Origin of the sequence: Fibrobacter sp. HC4 (assembly GCF_023373925.1) — a bacterium.
Classification (GTDB): Bacteria; Fibrobacterota; Fibrobacteria; order Fibrobacterales; family Fibrobacteraceae; genus Fibrobacter.
On record NZ_JALCZV010000034.1, the window covers coordinates 1 to 16896 of the forward strand.

The window sequence follows — 16896 nt, forward strand, 5'->3', positions numbered from 1 at the left end:
AGAACTACTAGTTCTTTACACCCTTCAACAAAAAAGTTTAACAAAAATCAGGGTTATGCCAAATAACCCATAGGGGGTTATTATGTCCAAGAAGAACAATAAGGGTAGCAAAAAGAAAAATGTGCTCGCTGCGTAAAAATGATGCTCACATATAAATTTTTTATTTTTGGCTATGTTCTTTCAAAGTGTAGACCTAATTTTTGTTGGGTTAGAACATTTTTTAGTATTTTTTCAGTAAATTCAGCATAAAATGGCAGTCCTACACATTAGTAGAACATAGCCATAAAATTTGCGTTTTTCGCAAAATTTCGCCATGTAACAGCAAAAAATGTTACAAAAAGGCCGAAAAATGTTTCAAGGAAACAAAAGTCCGTGCCTTTGAAACATAATTGATAACGTAACCCCTTGCCCCGGGATAGTTTAAGGGAAAACAAGTGAGGTTCACCATGGAAAACAAAAAGACATCCAATCTCAAGCACATTGTGCTGGTTACCCTGTCCGCTGCAATTGGCGGCTTCCTTTTTGGCTTCGACTCCTCCGTGATTAACGGTGCAAACGGGGCCCTCAAGGCGCACTTTAATGCTAGCGACGTTCAGTTGGCCTGGGCAGTGTCCCTGGCTTTGATCGGTGCCGCAGTGGGTGCCTATTTTGCAGGTCGCCTGGCTGATTCCTTTGGCCGTGTCCGTTGCATGCTGGCTGCTGCCGCCCTCTTCCTGGTCAGTGCCATCGGTTCTGGCGTTCCTTTTGGAATTCCTGACTTTATTATGTGGCGTGTGATTGGCGGTGTGGGCATCGGCGTTGCAAGTATCATCGCTCCCATCTACATTGCAGAAACTGCTCCCGCACATCTCCGCGGTCGCCTGGGTTCCATGCAGCAGTTCGCTATCGTGATCGGTATCTTTGTGGCTCTGCTTTCCAACTATCTTATCGTGGTGAAGGCTGGTTCTGCATGTGCTGACTTTATCGGCGGCTGTAAGGCTTGGCAGATCATGTTCTGGGTGGAAATCATTCCCGCTGCTCTCTACGGTCTTGCAGCCCTCCGTCTTCCGGAATCTCCCCGCTACCTGGTAAGCAAGGGCCGTCTGGAAGAAGCCAAGGAAGTTCTGGCCAAGATTGACTCTGAAGGCGTGGATGCAGAAATCAACCAGATTCACGAAACCTTCAAGAATGAAAAGCCCGCAAAGCTCAGCGACCTTTTCGAAAAGATTGGCGGCAAGAAGCGCATCGCTCCCATCGTGTGGGCGGGCCTCGGTCTTGCAGTGCTCCAGCAGTTGGTCGGTATCAACGTCATCTTCTACTACGGCACCATGCTTTGGCAGAGCGTTGGTTTCGGCGAAAGCGATGCCTTCCTCACGAGCCTCGTTTCTAGCGGCATCAACCTGACCATGACTATTGCAGCAATCCTCCTGATTGACAAGATTGGCCGTAAGCCGCTCCTCCTCATCGGTTCTGTGGGCATGGCTGTTACTCTCGGCACTCTGGCTCTCTGCTTTATCTGCGGTGCAGACGCTAGCGGTAGCCTGGTTGGCGCAAGTGGCGTGATTGCCCTCATTGCTGCAAACCTCTATGTGACCTTCTTCGCCGCTACTTGGGGCCCGGTCATGTGGGTGATGCTTGGCGAAATGTTCAACAACCGCATCCGTGCCGTGGCAATCTCCGTGTGCGGATTGGCTCAGTGGGGCGCCAACTTTGTGGTCAGCTGGTCCTTCCCGGTTCTCACCGGCAAGAATGGAATTGGCGTTGGCCCCACCTATGTGCTCTACACTCTCTTCGCCACCATCAGTATCTTCTTTGTAGCAAAGTTCATTACTGAAACCAAGGGCAAGACCTTGGAAAGCATGTAATCAGAAACTCCAATCAGAGTCCTCCTTAAAAAAGACCCTCGCATCGTATGGTGCGGGGGTCTTTGTGGTGTTTTAATTAGTCATCGAAACCCACCTCTGAATGAATTAACTTTTTCTATCTTTCTTTCATATGTACGATCCTCGATTTTTACCTATCTGCAAAGAAGACCTGGACGAACTTGGCTGGGATTATGTTGACGTCATCGTGATAAGCGCTGACTGTTATGTGGATCATCCTAGCTTTGGCCACGCCGTGGTGGCAAGGCTTTTTGAGCACGAGGGTTTGAGGGTCGCTATTTTGCCGCAGCCTAACTGGCGCGACGACCTTCGCGATTTCAAGAAGTTGGGTAAGCCCCGTCTGTTCTTCGCCATCAGTAGCGGCATGGACAGTATGGTGAACCATTACACGGCTGGTAAGCGCCTCCGTCATGACGACGCCTTTACCGCTGGCAACAAGGCAGGTTTCCGTCCGGATTACGCCACCTACACTTACGCGAAGATTGTGAAGATGCTTTACCCCGATGTACCGCTTCTGATTGGCGGTCTGGAAAGCAGCCTTCGTCGCGTCACCCATTACGATTACTGGAGCGATAGACTGAAGCCCAGCATTTTGGCTGAAACGGAAGCCGATATTCTGGTGTACGGCATGGGCGAAAAACCCCTGAAGGAAATCGTAAGACTTTTGAAGAAGGGCGTTCCCTTTAGCAGCCTGAAGAATATTCCCCAGACGGCGGTTCTTGTGAACAAGGGCGAATTGCCCACACCAGGCAAGCACAAGGAACTGGGAACCACCTGGGAAGACCTGCGCCTGCCAAGCCACGAAGAATGTGTAGCCAGCAAGAAAACGCAAATCCAGAGCTACAACAAGGTGGACATCGAATGCAACAAGATGTTCCAACGCCGTGTTTTGCAAGACGTTGGCGACAAGACCGTTGTCATTAACCCCGCCTACCCGCCCATGGAATACGGCGAACTGGATGAAAGTTTTGAATACCCCTATGCACGAGCCCCCCACCCCCGCTACAAGAAGCGCGGTGACGTTCCTGCATTCGAGATGATCAAGTACAGCATCAACACCCACCGCGGCTGTTTTGGCGGATGTAGTTTCTGCGCCATTAACGCACAGCAAGGCAAGTTTATTGCCAGCCGTAGCCGCGAGAGCATTTTGCGGGAAGTAGAAATCGTTACCCAGATGGAAGGCTTTGCAGGTACCATTACGGACCTGGGCGGTCCCAGCGCCAACATGTACAAGATGCGGGGCAAGGATCGTAGCCGCTGTTCAAAGTGTGCGCGCCCCAGTTGCTGTACCCCCAATATTTGCGACAACATGAATACAAGTCATCGGGAACTGATCGACTTGTACCGCGAAGTCCGCAACCACCCCAAGGTAAAGCACCTGTTCATTGGCAGCGGTGTTCGTTACGACTTGCTCTTGCAGGAAAACTGCGATGAAAAGATCAAGAAGGAACACGAGGAATACGCTCGTGACCTAATCGACTACCACGTCAGTGGCCGCTTGAAAGTGGCCCCGGAACATACGGTGGAAGCGGTTCTGAAATTGATTCGCAAGCCTAGCTTTACGCTGTTCCACAAGTTCAAGGAATTCTTTGACGAGGAATGCAAGCGCATCGGCAAGAAACAGCAACTAATTCCTTACTTTATCAGTAGTCATCCAGGCTGTACCGAAGCCGACATGGCGGAACTGGCCTTGGAAACAAAGCAATTGGGATTCCAGTTGGAGCAGGTCCAGGACTTTACGCCGACGCCCATGACCATCGCCACGGAAATGTTCTATGCCGAAATGAAACCAGATGGAACGCCCCTGTATGTGGCAAAAACTCCGGAACAGAAAAAGAGTCAGAAGCAGTTCTTCTTCTGGTACATTCCTGAGAACCGCCCGCAGATCCGCGCCACCTTGGAACGCCTCAAACTGGGCAAAATCGGACGTCTCCTTTTAAGCCGCACGGCTATCGCCGAAGGTAAGAGATTCAGCCCCAGCAAGGAACGTGAAGAAAATCCGGAATTCCGCGAAAAGGATTTGCAGAAGCGAGCCGAACGCAGCAGCCTTTCCATCGTCCCGCAAAAGTCTGGCGAGAAGGGCCGCTGGGAAAACTCCGCCCGCCGCGAACGCAGACAGGCCGAATTTGGAGACAAGACCTGGACTCCAAAACACGAACGCCGTGAGGGTCGACGGGACGATAACCGTCCTGATGATCGTCGCGACAATGGCTCCCGCAATAAGTTCGGTCAGCAAAGAAGCAACACGAACAATCCCCCCCGTAGAAGAGACGATAGCCCCGTCCACTTCACGTCAAAACGAAGATTCGGTAGATGATTTTAAAGCCTTTCGGGAAATCCGAAAGGCTTTTTTCATATGGTATTCCTAAAAAAACATTACAATATTATATTAACAGTTAAAGTTTTCTTTACAAAGGATCCATTGAAATGAATAAACTTGTCACACTCACCTTGGCTGCAGCGTCCGCCATCGCCATGAGCGGCTGCGCTTCCAGTTCATCCATCAAAGTCACGGAGATCAACTCCCTTAACCACGAACAGGCCGCACATCTTCGTGCCAAGGGTGTTGCCAACATGAAGACCCTGGGTCCCGTGTTCGTCAAGACCGAAGACCGCTGCTCCCTGGCTGATATTGCCAAGTCCGCCAGCGCCAAGTACAAGAACGTCTCCGACCTGGTGAACATCCGTATGGAAGAAACGGAACAGGTTTCCGGATCAAGCACCACTTATTCCTGCAAGTCCTCTGCACTGGCCGTCAACTACCAGATCGTGACTCCGGAAGAAGCTAAGCAGTGGCGCGCCCTCTTTGCCGAAAAGAGCGAGACCGTTATTGAAGAAGCTCCGGCAGAAGTCGCACCCACCGCAGTGCCCGAAAATCAGGATTACGAAAATACCGAAGCAGCTGAACAGCCTGCAGAAACTGAAGCCGCAACTAACGGTTTCTACGTAAGATAAGACGAAAGGAAGGTATTCACTATGAAAATCAAAGCTCTTTTACTCGCTGCTCTCAGCACTCTCATGCTTTCCGGTTGTGCACTGATCAAAAGCAACAACACTAAGGTTATCAGCCCCATCGAACCGGTAAGCAACGCCGCCTTCGAAGCTTACGGTAACGAACGTATCGATGTTCTGGGCATGGCAGCCACCAAGGCAGACGGTCCCTGCTCCGCTGTGGAATTCTTCAAGTTCATCACCAAGCTCTACCCCGATGCAGACGACATGATCAACGTCCACATGGAAGAAACCGAAATTACCAAGGGTTCTACCAAGACCTACAGCTGTAAGTACTCCGGTCTGGCAATCGCCTACACTCCGCTTACCCTCAACGAAAGCATCGCCTGGAAGAAGTCCGAACAGGTTGAAGAGAAGCCTCTTCCCGTAAAGACCGAAATCAAGGAAGTTCCTGTTCCTGCCTGCACTCCCTGCGCATGCGTTACTTGCGGATGCCAGCCCTGCAGCAACATCAACCCGAACAACTACTACAAGCCCGAAAACTAATCCTAATTCCAGATAGAGAGATATTCCCATGTCTAAAAAGATCATCGTTTCTACACTCCTCGGTGCAAGCCTGTCCTTTGCCACATGGGGATACTTCCCTCTGCAGGAATCAGATAAGGGCCTTCAGGTAAAGGCAAGTTTTAACCTCGGCACAGGTGATAACCCCATCGCATTCGGATTGGGAGCAAGGTATGTTCTTGGATCCTCTTTCGAAATTTCCCTGATGGATATCGGTTTTGTCTCCGGGGATAAAATTCCCCTGGATCTTGAGAGTTATGGCGACAACGAACTTCCCACCAACTCCGGATTAATGAATCCCGTCTTGGGCGTCCGTTACCAGTTTACAAGAAAGTTCGGGGCCTTTGTCGACCTGGCCATTCCCTTTGACTCCCAGGAATTCGCTCCCGGTTACATCTACTTGGGCATTCAAAAAGCCTTTACCCTGAACAGGCATTTTGCATGGGGAAATGAAGTCGGTTACAAAAGCTTTTTCGCAGTCAGCAGCGAGACTTACTACGGCGACACAGAAGATGTCACAAGGGGATCTCAAGTTTTGGTGGCCACAGAGCTGGACTTCAACAAGAATCCTAATTTCATCTGGTTCGTAGGCGGCAAGGTCTCTTGGAACATTTCCGAAACCAATGGCGAAGCTAGAATTGACGGCACCCACAATCTCGGTGAAGAGGGAGATACGGGTATCGACGTCTTCGCAGGTGCGAGCTACAAAATCAACCCAAACCTCGCCATCGAAGAAGAATTTTCCATGACACTCCTAGGAAGTGGAGAATTCGACAAGTCCGGCTTGAACTTTAAAACTAGCGCAAAATACGCTTTTTAGAAAAAGCCCCCAAAGGCATCATTTTAAAGTAACCTCGACACCAAAATACCCTATTCCGGTACTTATTCTGCAATTCCGGGATTATGTCATACAATTCTAGACTGCTCTTGCCCTTTAAATACCCCATGAAACTCGAAACGGAAAGTTTCGGCGGTATGGCAACCAACATGTGAATGTGATCAGGGCAGACTTCAGCCTCAATTATCTCCACATCTTTCCATTCGCATAATTTTCTAAGAATTCCTCCCACAAGTTCTCTTTTCTGATTGTAGAGAATCTTCCTTCTGTACTTAGGCGCGAACACAATATGGTACTTGCAATTCCATGTGGTATGAGCAGTCGATTTATTTCTATCATTCATTTTATATCCTTTGATTTTATTGTGATGCAGCTTGCAGACCGCATTTCAATATTAATCAAAGGATTTCTTTCTCCCATGACCGCCAGAAGGCTTTTACGGAACTACCGGCCTAGCCGGTAGTTTTCTTTATACAAACACCCTCAGCGTCTCACTCAGGAGCGTGCAAGCACGCTCCACCACTCACCAGAAATTCTTTCCTTCTGGACGGTGAAGCCGGCTTCTTCAAACCATTTCAGGATGTAGTCCTTTTCGGTCAGGAGCTGGCCGGAAATGATGATCTGGCCACCGGGAGCTAGCAGGTCTTCCATGTCGTCGCGCATGGGCCACAGTTCGCTGCGGATCATGTTGCAGAGCAGCACGTCGAACTTTACGCCATCCTTGAAGGAATCCAAAAAGCCCAGCACGCATTCGCTGTGATCAAAGCCGTTACGTTCAAAATTTTCGGTAATGCAGGGAATAGTCAGCGGATCGATTTCGGTTCCTACGGCAAGCTTTGCACCCTTGCGGCGGGCGAACATAGCCAGGATGCCAGTACCCGTACCGATGTCCAGAACGGTCTTTCCGTTGAAATCGATTTCTTCCATCAGATGGGCGCAGCTGCTGGTGGTATCGTGTTCGCCGGTACCGAAGGCGGTCTTCGCCTCAAGTTCCAGAACAACGGTCTGCGGATCTTCGGGAGTATATTCAACCCAAGGCGGACGCACCACCAGATGGGGGCTCACGGAAACAGGCTGGGCACGGTCACGCCACCACTTGTCCCAATCCTTGGCTTCTTCTTCGGTGACTTCAAAATGATACTGGGGGAACTCGGCCACAATACGGTCGCGTTCTTCCTTATCGCCGGTATAGAAGCAGAAGTCGGTACGACCATCTTCCACCGGATCCAATTCTTCGAGAGTAGCAACACCGGCTTCAAAAAGCAGGTAGCTTGCGATTTCATATTCTTCTACCGGGCAGTAGCCCTGTGCCTTATACCAAGTATCAATTTTCTGCATGGTTAAAATTTAATATTTTTTCGTCAATGCTTTACATCCACCAATATCCCGACTGGACTAACTTCCGTTACAACCACCAAAGTGTTGCCGACGCTCTGGGCCAGACCCGATTTTTGGAGGGTAAGCTGGTCGGTACCGCAGACCTGGTGAGTTCATCAGAAGAAGAAACGTCCATTCTTGCGCAGGACATTGCCGCCAACTTTTCACTGGATGGATACGTCCTCGACGCAGAACAGATAAAGCAGGAAATCGCAAAGAGAAATGGCGCCGTAGACGCCGTCCGAAATATTCTGGGCGCGCTGCAGAACGCAAACTCGCCTCTTACAGAAGACCGCCTTTTCGCATGGCATGCCGCCATCGGACAAAACAAGGTCCGCAAATTCCGCAGCAAGGAAAGTTCGATCCGCTTTCAGGACGGCGATAAGAACCGCACTTTCGTCGGCGTGAGTCCAGACCGTATCCCCCACGAAATGGAACGTTTTCTGAACTGGTTCGAGACTGCCTCTGTAGACGGAGCCATCAAGGCAGCCATTGCCCAGTTCTGGTTCTTGACCATTCGACCTTTTGACGACGGCAACGGACGAATCGCCCGCACCCTCAGCGCCATGCTGCTGGCCCGCAGCGAAGAAACCGCCCGATGCCAATACCCGCTGAACAAACTTTTCGCAGAACACCGCGACGAATACAGGCGCATTCTATCCCAAGCCCAGGCAGGCAACGGCGACCTTACGGAATGGATCCTGTTCTTCCTTAAAAACTTGCGCGACTCCATTGAAAGACGTCTGACAGAACTTGCGCCAGCATTAAAGAATATGCAGGTCCGTCTGAAGTTCAGCCAGATGGACTTCACCCCCCGTGAAAGGCGTTTACTTGAAGCAGCCCTTTCAGGCGCATTGAGCGTTCCTTTTTCAGTCAAGGAAGCCGCAGCCCTTACAGATGTAAGCCACGACTCCTCTTTGCGAGACATTCAGTCCCTAATAGAAAAAGGCGTTTTCAAGGCCGAAAAGAAGGGCGGACGTAGCCAGCGCTATTCCCTTTTTTAATACCCTTTTTAGTTAGACGTTCTTCTTTTGCAGTCACACCAAAAAAAACTGCAATTCCAGTATACAATTATAAAACTCAAAACGATATACTCTCGTGGGGAGGGGATCCCCGTTCTAGGTTTTCAGACAGGGTTATATCAAGGGTTTTATGACAGTCAACACAAACAGCAACATCAGCAGCACCAAGTACTTCAACAACATCCATTCCAAGCTGGAAAAGGGCGGCGAAATCAAGCGCCCGGATCCGGTAGTCTTTTCATCACTGAAAATTCTGGAGTACTGGATTCGAATTCTGCAGCAGAATCCCGAATGCATCAACGCGTCCGTGGCCATCCGCCTCATGGACGAATCCCACACCATGAAGTTCACGGAAGACGTGGTCAAGATGTTCATCCCGTTGCTCAAGAAGAAGGGATCCAAGGCAAAGAATTCCAGGAAGAAATCCGATGCCGAAGCACTCAAGGCCCTGCTCAATTCAGACGCAGATGACGACGATGACGATGACGGTTTCCGTACCGACATTTGCAGCGGAACATTCCTCCGCGCCATCAAGCGATTCGTCGATGAAGACAAGCCTGATTGTCATGTCAAGGCGGTAAACAACTTGCTGAAGGTCATCAGCAATACGGATTCCGACGACATGCATCCTACCCTTTTCCAGGAACTGCAGCGTACCATCGGCGAACATTTCACCAATTATGCCATGAGCACTATCAAGAAGGGCGTTAAAAAGAACGACACCTCTTTCGCACGCGTCCAGAAGGTCAAGGAAACCTACCGTCTGAACGACGACGAGCTCGAAATGCTTTTGTACTTGTGGCTCCGCGACAGCCCGGATCTTGAAATCCAGGAATCGGAACGTTCCATTTTGCGTCACCGCCGTTTCCGCGACAACGACAACAATGTGAATAGCCTCATGAACATCGCCCGCGCCACCGGTTTCTCGACGGAGCGCATCACGGAACTTCTGGGAAAGAACAGCGCCCTGAGCCGATTGAATTTGCTGAGCGACAACCTGGATTTGCCCAACGAAGTTTGCAAGTATCTGAGCGGCTACAGCGATGGTGCCCAGATGAAGGCATTCTCTGCAGCAGAACCGGCCACCGTCAGCTTTGAACAGCTCCAGGGCAAAAACCCCGATGCCCGCCTGCTGTTGACCATGCTCAAGAACCATGACCGAAAAAGCCCGCTGAACGTCTTGCTGTACGGTGTTCCCGGCACCGGCAAGACAGAGCTTGCAAAGGCTTTAGCCGCAGAGCTCAAGGTCCCCCTTTGGGAAGTGAGCATCGACGTGGATGATGAAGAAATCGGCGGACGCCGTCTGGATTCCCGCAACAACAATCTTCTGCAGTACCGCCTTCGTGCCGTCACCCTGGCCGACTGGCATTGCGAAAAGAATCCTGGAATTATCCTGGTAGACGAAGCGGACATGGTGCTGAATTTTGGCGAAAAAGGTTCACTGAATCACTTCTTTGAAACATTGCACACACCCGTCATCTGGATTTCCAACAAGACGGGATTGGTAGAAGACAGCACCCGCCGACGCTTCGACTTTTCCATGGCATTCAAGCCTTTGGCAAAAAGATGAACGTCTGAGCGTCTTGAATTCCGTTTTGAAAGCCCAGGAAGCAGAAAGCCTGCTCACCGACGAAGAAAAGCTGAAACTTGTGGTGGAATATCCTGCCATGGCTGGCGGCCTCACCTTGGCCGTACAGCGCACCAAGAGTCTTATAGACTGCGGAGCCACCGGTGCTGCAGACAGCTACAAGACGGTCGCCAGAATTCTCAAGGCACATACACAGCTCATGGGAATCCGCAATGGAAACTTGAAGGACGTCGAAAGCCATGCTCCCAACTACTCCCTGGAAGGTCTGAACATCGAAGGTTCCACTCAAGAAATTATGGAAGTGGTTCACAACTACGATCAGGTCTGGAACACCTTGGAAGAAGATGACGCGCCCAACTCCCTGAACATCCTGCTTTACGGTCCTCCGGGAACCGGCAAGACAGAATTCGTTCGCTACATGGCCCGCGCCCTCGGCCGCAACCTGATTATCAAGCGCGCCAGCGACCTGCTTGGAATGTTTGTAGGTCAGACCGAAGCCCAAATTGCCGCCGCCTTCGAGGAAGCCAATCGCACCAAGTCCATTCTGTTTTTCGATGAAGCAGACAGCCTGCTGAATGACCGTGCCGGAGCATTCCAGAACCACGAAGTCAGCAAGGTCAACGAACTGCTGACCCAGATGGAAAACTTCAAGGGAATCTTTGTGGCGGCCACCAACTTCGAAAAGCATCTGGACCCGGCAAGTTCCCGCCGTTTCGCCCTGAAGCTGGGTTTTGATTACCTGAAGCCCGCCGGTGTACGTCACATCTGGAACGTCTTCTTCCCGGATACCGTCTGCCCCGATTCCGTGGCACAGATTCCCATGCTCACCCCCGGCGACTTCAACGCCGTCAACGGACGCCTTCGCTACTTCCCCACCAGCAGCAAGACTCCCGACCGCATCGAAGCCGAACTCCGCAAGGAATTGCGCTGCAAGGACGACAAGGCCGGCAGAACCATGGGGTTCTAAAAATTCCCGTATAACTCCGTAAAACCAAAATCCCCGCAGAAGAATTCTGCGGGGATTCATTTTTACCCTTGCGTCACCAGGTGGACAATCAGGGTGATTAGCCCACCGACAACAACACCGGCCAAAAGGATCAAGGCCACCAACATCCACTTGATGTACTTGACCAGCTTGACCATGAGGGCATCCTGGTTCTTGGCAAATTGCTGGTAGGCGTTCAAGGCAGCCATAATGGTAAAGCCCACATCGTCCATCCAACCCAAAACAGGAATCGTATCGGGAACAGCATCAATGGGCGAGACGTCGTAAGCCAGGGCCAACATGGCAATAACCACGGAAAGAGCCTTCCACACAGGAGATGCGCCCTGCGGGTCCATAGGCTTATTGGACGATTTGCGGTTCAGTTCTTCGGCGTCATGAACTTCGCCTTCATAAACTTTTTCCTTTTTCATTTTTATCCTTCTTGATAAAAAATCAGACTTTCTTTTTTTGAAAATCTATATACAAAATTTCCCCCTAATACAATAAATAATAAAAGTTTCTTCTAACCTGTTTTAGAAAAGCGGGGCGTTTCAAACAACGGGCATGAGTCATAGCCCAGATTGTAGGGAACGAGAGTCCACAAAGTTTGCAGTAAAATTTAGGCATGAAATTATCCTTCTTGCTGTTAATATACACGCATTATTCACGAAGTGGATTCTCCTACAAAAAAACTTGCTATTAAAAAAAGGAATCTCCGGCCAAAAAAGCCGGAGGCCTTTTCACCACAACACAAAAGGTGAAATATGTGGATGGGGCAAAGGATTTGTCTAGCGCAAAGAAGTGTTTTACACCATGGTATTCTTGAAGGCTTCGTAATTAGCCAAACTGTACTGGTTACAGTAAACGGCGAATTCAATGGCAGCAAAACGGTTCCTGTATTTTTCGACCAGCTGGCGGTATGCCTTCGCTACAACCCGAGGGTCATTCCTGAAGGCGCCACAGCCGAAAGCCCCCAGAACAAGAATCTCAGCCTTATTGGCCAAAGCAACCTGGATAATCTTTTCGCCACGTTTCAAGTGAAGTTCAAACAGTTCCTCTTCGCTAAGGATCCAAGGGGCAAACCACAAATTTGGAGCGGCGCAGGTAATTACATCAACCATGGTCCAGTCCTTCTTGGGAAGGCGCTTGGGTTCCTCCACATCGCTCTTGATAATGGCCACGTTGGGAACATAAATGCAGGCGTCAGTATAAAGGTGGTCGCTGCGCTTGCGATGGAAGCGGTAATAATTCTTGACGAATTCCGGACGGGTCAAGACAGGGTAAAGAGTGGAACAGCGGCACAGGCATTCCTCCTGAGCGAAGGCACCATCGGTCACGCCGCCGCCGGGGCTTGTAGCTGAGGCAAAGTTCAGCACTGCAATTCGCTTTCCCGGGAACTTTGCCTTCAACTTTTGGGCCGCCTCAAAAGTGCGGTGGCGGGAGACAGAAACCGCGGCGTCTGCAGAGGCATTTTTTTCGCCAGAATTTTCCGATGGGATTCCCTCGGCAGCCAGGCAATCACAGCTTTCGCCTGCAGCACAGGGCGAGATTTCCACAGGTTCACCTTCCATATAGAGCTTAGCCCCTTCCCCAGAAACTTCTACAGCCTTCTTAAGGGCTGCGTTTTCCTGAATCATGTTCAGAGTGTCTTCAAAAATTTCAATCAGCTTGTCTCTTGTAGTCATTTTTCTCTACTGTATTTCAGGTTCAACAAAAAAGTTCGCAATTTAAAGTACAGCTTACACGGTCCACATGCGAATGCGGCCACTTTTTTCAGCATTTTCATTTGTAATGTCCGATATAATGATGTTGGTATCATCCTTAGCGCACCCGGAATCGTAGAAGCTTTCAACAGCCTCGCTGTATTCCTCAAGGGTCAAACTCTTGTCATGCTCGATCTGGACAAGGAATCCATTGGAGTCAAGCCCCTGTTGCTTAAAAGTTTCAGTCAGTTCCTTGGCGCAGTTGATTATCCACTTTTCACCATTTCCGCAAGTTTCCAGACAAGTCAAACGGCGGCGCGGCCTATTCAACTTGATTACAGCCAGGAAATCTGCGAAATCCACCATAATCATTCCGCGGCTCTTGAACATCTGCACAAAATTCACAATGCGTTCCGCAGCGCACTCACCATCGTTCATGACGTGATAGAAATCCACAGACTGTTCAAGAAGAGAGCGATCCTTTTCGGCGTCAAAAGACGGACTTACAACAAAGGCGCCAACAGGAACCCCACTTTTCAAGGCCCTTTCACCCATTTTTACCACAGAGGTTTCACAGTTACAATCTGCGCCTGCCACCAGAAGCAACAAGCCGCACTCATTGCGGTCCATGACGAATTCCATATCCGCGGATTCTTTTTCTAGGTAGCATTCCACGCCCGACAACCCCAATTGTACCACCTTTTTGCCGACGGAAACCGCAATTTCGGAGCCAATTTCGCCAAAACCAACAATTTTAACCTCAGGATCCATAATTAACCTCGCTATGTATATCGTTTTCAACCGGCAAAATGTCTAACAAAAAAATTGTGTTTTTCTCGACCAACGAGTTTTTGTATATTACTCCCCGTAAAACGAGATTAAAATGCTTGATAAAGAAGTTCTAAAAACCGTCAGCCGTATTGAATTGAGCGTTCGCGGCACGCTGGACACGGTCATGACCGGCGCCTACCATAGTTCCTTCAAGGGAAATGGTATGGAATTCAGCGAAGTCCGTGAATATATGCCTGGCGATGACGTGCGAACCATTGACTGGAACGTGACGGCCCGTACCGGCACCCCCTACGTAAAAAAGTTCATCGAAGAACGTGAAATGACCATGCTGCTGATGGTTGACGCCTCCAGCAGTTCCGAATTCGGAAGCGGAAAGCAGATGAAGGGCGAAGTCATGGCCACCCTCACGGCCCTTTTGGCTTTTGCAGCCATCAAGAACAATGACAAGGTGGGCCTGCTGATTTATACCGACCAGGTGGAACTTTTTATTCCGCCGGAAAAAGGCCGCAAACATGTGCTGCGCCTGATCCGCGAAATTCTTTATTTTAAGCCCCAGCACCACGGCACCAATACCCAGGTGGCCCTGGAGTACGCCGGCAAGATTCTGAACCGCAAGGCTGTTGTGGTGGTGATGAGCGATTTTCTGGACGAAGGTTTCGAGAACGCCTTCAAGATCCTGCGCAAGCGCCACGACGTACTTGCAGTCTCCGTGGTGGACCCCCGCGAAATGGAATTGCCCCCTGCAGGCCTTGTGGAATTGGAAGACCCCGAAACTGGCGAAACCTTGCTCATTGACACCGGAGACGTCGCCTTCCGCGAAGCCTTCGCCCGAGAGGCAAAGCGTCAGGGAAAGCAGACCAAGGATTTATTCCAGCGCATGTCCATTGACTTTGTTCGCATCGAGACCCACGACGACTTCAAGGAAACCGTGGCCCCGCTGATTGAGCACTTCAGACGTCGCGCCAAGATGGCACGCAGCTAACAGCGGAGTTATTCAACACAGGGTCGATAGCCCAGCAGTTTCAAGCTGTACAACGCCGTCCCCTTGCTGATGCTGCGCACGTTGGTAGCGTATCCAAAAATCTTCCGCAAGGGAATATCCGCCTTTAGGAAGTGGGTACGTCCATCGCCACCGATTTCCTTGACCCTTCCCTCACGGGCCTGAATATCGCTGGTAATATTACCGGCAAAGTTCACCGGACATTCCAAAGAAAGTTCCATGACCGGTTCATAAAGTTTAATGTCAGACGGCTTGAAAAGCTTGGTAACCGCATCGGCGCAAGCCTTCTTGATCATGGGCGGCAGGGCATTTTCGGTCCAGCTGAATTCCAGGACTTCGAAGCGGACACCCACCAGGGGGCCCTTGCCCAGCACACCAATTTCAGCCGTTTCCAGAAGTGCGGAACGGACACCGGCAAGAATCTCGCGAGGAGCCGTTTCCAAAAATTCTGCGGTTAGACGAATGTCGTGATTCTGGGGCAGCTCTGCGGAATTTTCCACCACATCATTTTGAATGGGGGACGCAGATAGTTTAATGCTAATTTTATGGGGGCCAAGCTGGAAGGAATTTTCTACAGCATCCACTTCATGGGACAGGCGCTCCTGCCAGCGGACCTCGGGATCGCCGGCCTGAACTTCACAACCGAATTCACGACGGAGACGGGCCAGCAGAACATCCAGCTGGACTTCGCCAACCGTATGCAGATACCAGAAGCCACCATCGTCATGAACCACGCGGAAACTAGGATCCATGCGGCTCAAGGTATTCAGGCTCTTTTCTACATGATGGTAGTCGTCAGTAGCAAGACATTCTACGCGGGTCTGCAACAAGGGCTGGTAACGGTCGCGGAAGTTTTCGCCCTTCGAATCTTCTTCGTCTTGCAGAAGATGGCCATCCCGCATAATGACCTGACCCAACTCCGCTTCAAAAGGTGTACGCATGGCGTAAATGTCACCGGCACGGATTTCTTCTACGGGAATCAGAAGGTTGGCCTTCAAACGTGAGAACTCAAAACCTGCAGGCCATTCCTTCCGCTCCATGTCGCAGTGGGCGCGGAACAGGGAAATCTCCCCCACGCCCTTGAAATGACGCAGACGGATAACCTGGCCTAATTCCCGTTCATCAAACTGCGGAACCTCGGGCAAGAAAAAGCTCAAGGCTGTCACAAGACTGCGCACGCCAAAGCCCGCCATGGCAGAACCCGCATAGCAAAGCGCATAGTCGGAATCCAGGGCAAGACCTTTAAGACCGCGAAGCAAAGCCTTGGGCGGAACCGGCTTACCTTCAAGGGCCAATTCCAGAACTTCATCATCGAAGTTGCTAGCGAATTCTACCGCTTCCTTATAATGCTTGGCCAGCAAATCGGCGCCGGAACCGCTAGATCCTTCACTTCGTTCAGAGGAAGACCCTTCAGAAAGAACATCGGCAGAGTCCACCACTTCTTCGCCACGGTCTGAATGGACCAAGCGACTCTTGCTCAGCACGTCGAGCACACTGACCATCTGACCGTTCTCATATTCGGGAACCGTCATCAGCACCGGACGCACACCCAGGATCTCTTCTACGTTAATGAGGGTCTCGTCCAGAGAATAATCAGGATTGTCCAACTTGTTTATGTACAGTATGGTCGGCACACCTGCGGCCCGTAATTTTTTAAAGGCGGCAACCGTCTGAGTTTCCACTCCACTGGCAGCACTCACCACCAGCACAGCCCCTTCTACAGCCGTCAGGGCCATATCCACTTCGGCGCCGAAATCCACATGGCCCGGAGTGTCGATAAAATTGAACCAGGTGTTTTTCCACTCGAAATGAGCCACCCCACTTTCGATAGTGATGCCGCGTTCCTTTTCTTCGGGCAGATAATCCATGGTGGCAAGACCTTCTTCCACCTTACCCGGGCGACGCACTTCGCCAGCAGCAAAAAGAATACGCTCGGAAAGGGTCGTCTTTCCCGCATCGACGTGGGCCAAAATGGCAATATTTCTTATGGGTTGCATATCACAAAGGTAGTAAATCAAAAAAAATCAGAGGCATCATCAACATGTGTGGAAGCATTTAGGCAGCCTTGCTAGATGATTCTCTCGATTCCGATTCCCATTCGTAGGCTATCTTTACATCTACATAGGAACAGCTCAACATTATCAGCGACAGCATGTTGTTCATGTTCCTGAAGCCATAGGCAGTCCGTATCAGTAGCTTTATCTTGTTGTTCG

General features: G+C 50.5%; 14 protein-coding genes and 1 pseudogene. 9 read left to right on the forward strand and 6 right to left on the reverse strand.

The genetic code is table 11. The annotated features are described in order from the left end of the window. Window positions 1-434 precede the first annotated feature (434 nt). The 5 genes from MMG03_RS15250 to MMG03_RS15270 all read left to right on the forward strand — a co-directional run bounded on the left by MMG03_RS15250 (window position 435) and on the right by MMG03_RS15270 (window position 6198). Window positions 435-1844, forward strand: coding sequence for a sugar porter family MFS transporter (locus tag MMG03_RS15250; RefSeq protein WP_346348728.1), 1410 nt, complete (start codon window positions 435-437; stop codon window positions 1842-1844). A 130-nt stretch (window positions 1845-1974) separates the two neighbouring features. Continuing rightward, a complete protein-coding gene (locus MMG03_RS15255; protein ID WP_249506670.1) occupies window positions 1975-4179 on the forward strand; it encodes a YgiQ family radical SAM protein in 2205 nt (734 codons plus the stop codon). A 110-nt stretch (window positions 4180-4289) separates the two neighbouring features. After that, window positions 4290-4817, forward strand: coding sequence for a hypothetical protein (locus MMG03_RS15260; RefSeq protein WP_073283507.1), 528 nt, complete (start codon window positions 4290-4292; stop codon window positions 4815-4817). Between the two features lie 21 nt (window positions 4818-4838). Then, window positions 4839-5360: a hypothetical protein gene (locus tag MMG03_RS15265; protein ID WP_073283510.1), complete on the forward strand. Its 522-nt coding sequence runs from the start codon at window positions 4839-4841 to the stop codon at window positions 5358-5360. Between the two features lie 28 nt (window positions 5361-5388). Beyond that, a complete protein-coding gene (locus tag MMG03_RS15270) occupies window positions 5389-6198 on the forward strand; it encodes an opacity family porin (protein ID WP_073283513.1) in 810 nt (269 codons plus the stop codon). Between the two features lie 25 nt (window positions 6199-6223). Here the strand turns inward: MMG03_RS15270 and tnpA are convergent. Further along, window positions 6224-6559: pseudogene (gene tnpA / locus MMG03_RS15275) on the reverse strand (IS200/IS605 family transposase); the annotation flags it as partial. A 152-nt stretch (window positions 6560-6711) separates the two neighbouring features. Further along, a complete protein-coding gene (locus MMG03_RS15280; RefSeq protein WP_073283519.1) occupies window positions 6712-7554 on the reverse strand; it encodes a 50S ribosomal protein L11 methyltransferase in 843 nt (280 codons plus the stop codon). Window positions 7555-7580: 26 nt separating this feature from the next. On the opposite strand from MMG03_RS15280, the gene MMG03_RS15285 reads away from it, so the two are divergent. The 3 genes from MMG03_RS15285 to MMG03_RS15295 all read left to right on the forward strand — a co-directional run bounded on the left by MMG03_RS15285 (window position 7581) and on the right by MMG03_RS15295 (window position 11170). Beyond that, window positions 7581-8597: a Fic family protein gene (locus MMG03_RS15285; protein WP_073157813.1), complete on the forward strand. Its 1017-nt coding sequence runs from the start codon at window positions 7581-7583 to the stop codon at window positions 8595-8597. A 148-nt stretch (window positions 8598-8745) separates the two neighbouring features. Continuing rightward, complete coding sequence (locus tag MMG03_RS15290) at window positions 8746-10185, forward strand: ATP-binding protein (RefSeq protein ID WP_249506671.1); 1440 nt, start codon at window positions 8746-8748, stop codon at window positions 10183-10185. Between the two features lie 13 nt (window positions 10186-10198). Next, complete coding sequence (locus MMG03_RS15295) at window positions 10199-11170, forward strand: ATP-binding protein (protein ID WP_249506672.1); 972 nt, start codon at window positions 10199-10201, stop codon at window positions 11168-11170. A 62-nt stretch (window positions 11171-11232) separates the two neighbouring features. Here the strand turns inward: MMG03_RS15295 and MMG03_RS15300 are convergent, their stop codons facing one another. The 3 genes from MMG03_RS15300 to MMG03_RS15310 all read right to left on the reverse strand — a co-directional run bounded on the left by MMG03_RS15300 (window position 11233) and on the right by MMG03_RS15310 (window position 13662). Then, window positions 11233-11619, reverse strand: coding sequence for a YkvA family protein (locus MMG03_RS15300; protein WP_073238486.1), 387 nt, complete (start codon window positions 11617-11619; stop codon window positions 11233-11235). A 375-nt stretch (window positions 11620-11994) separates the two neighbouring features. Then, window positions 11995-12873 (reverse strand): TIGR02452 family protein, encoded by an 879-nt coding sequence (locus MMG03_RS15305; protein ID WP_249506673.1) that lies wholly within the window; start codon window positions 12871-12873, stop codon window positions 11995-11997. A 54-nt stretch (window positions 12874-12927) separates the two neighbouring features. Beyond that, a complete protein-coding gene (locus MMG03_RS15310; RefSeq protein ID WP_073238477.1) occupies window positions 12928-13662 on the reverse strand; it encodes a hypothetical protein in 735 nt (244 codons plus the stop codon). 112 nt (window positions 13663-13774) lie between these two features. On the opposite strand from MMG03_RS15310, the gene MMG03_RS15315 reads away from it, so the two are divergent. Then, window positions 13775-14665 (forward strand): DUF58 domain-containing protein, encoded by an 891-nt coding sequence (locus MMG03_RS15315; protein ID WP_073157844.1) that lies wholly within the window; start codon window positions 13775-13777, stop codon window positions 14663-14665. An 8-nt stretch (window positions 14666-14673) separates the two neighbouring features. Here MMG03_RS15315 and MMG03_RS15320 read toward each other — a convergent pair whose 3' ends face one another. Next, the gene (locus tag MMG03_RS15320) at window positions 14674-16680 is read right to left on the reverse strand and encodes a translation factor GTPase family protein (protein ID WP_249506674.1); all 2007 of its coding nucleotides are present in this window, start codon (window positions 16678-16680) and stop codon (window positions 14674-14676) included. Window positions 16681-16896 lie beyond the last annotated feature (216 nt).

Bases quoted from the DNA above. Each gene is read 5' to 3' on its own strand.
- MMG03_RS15280 (WP_073283519.1), bottom strand. From the start codon at position 7,554: ATGCAGAAAATTGATACTTGGTATAAGGCACAGGGCTACTGCCCGGTA.
- MMG03_RS15255 (WP_249506670.1), top strand. From the start codon at position 1,975: ATGTACGATCCTCGATTTTTACCTATCTGCAAAGAAGACCTGGACGAA.
- MMG03_RS15265 (WP_073283510.1), top strand. From the start codon at position 4,839: ATGAAAATCAAAGCTCTTTTACTCGCTGCTCTCAGCACTCTCATGCTT.
- MMG03_RS15260 (WP_073283507.1), top strand. From the start codon at position 4,290: ATGAATAAACTTGTCACACTCACCTTGGCTGCAGCGTCCGCCATCGCC.
- MMG03_RS15305 (WP_249506673.1), bottom strand. From the start codon at position 12,873: ATGACTACAAGAGACAAGCTGATTGAAATTTTTGAAGACACTCTGAAC.
- MMG03_RS15315 (WP_073157844.1), top strand. From the start codon at position 13,775: ATGCTTGATAAAGAAGTTCTAAAAACCGTCAGCCGTATTGAATTGAGC.
- MMG03_RS15310 (WP_073238477.1), bottom strand. From the start codon at position 13,662: ATGGATCCTGAGGTTAAAATTGTTGGTTTTGGCGAAATTGGCTCCGAA.
- MMG03_RS15300 (WP_073238486.1), bottom strand. From the start codon at position 11,619: ATGAAAAAGGAAAAAGTTTATGAAGGCGAAGTTCATGACGCCGAAGAA.
- MMG03_RS15320 (WP_249506674.1), bottom strand. From the start codon at position 16,680: ATGCAACCCATAAGAAATATTGCCATTTTGGCCCACGTCGATGCGGGA.
- MMG03_RS15290 (WP_249506671.1), top strand. From the start codon at position 8,746: ATGACAGTCAACACAAACAGCAACATCAGCAGCACCAAGTACTTCAAC.
- MMG03_RS15285 (WP_073157813.1), top strand. From the start codon at position 7,581: ATGCTTTACATCCACCAATATCCCGACTGGACTAACTTCCGTTACAAC.
- MMG03_RS15270 (WP_073283513.1), top strand. From the start codon at position 5,389: ATGTCTAAAAAGATCATCGTTTCTACACTCCTCGGTGCAAGCCTGTCC.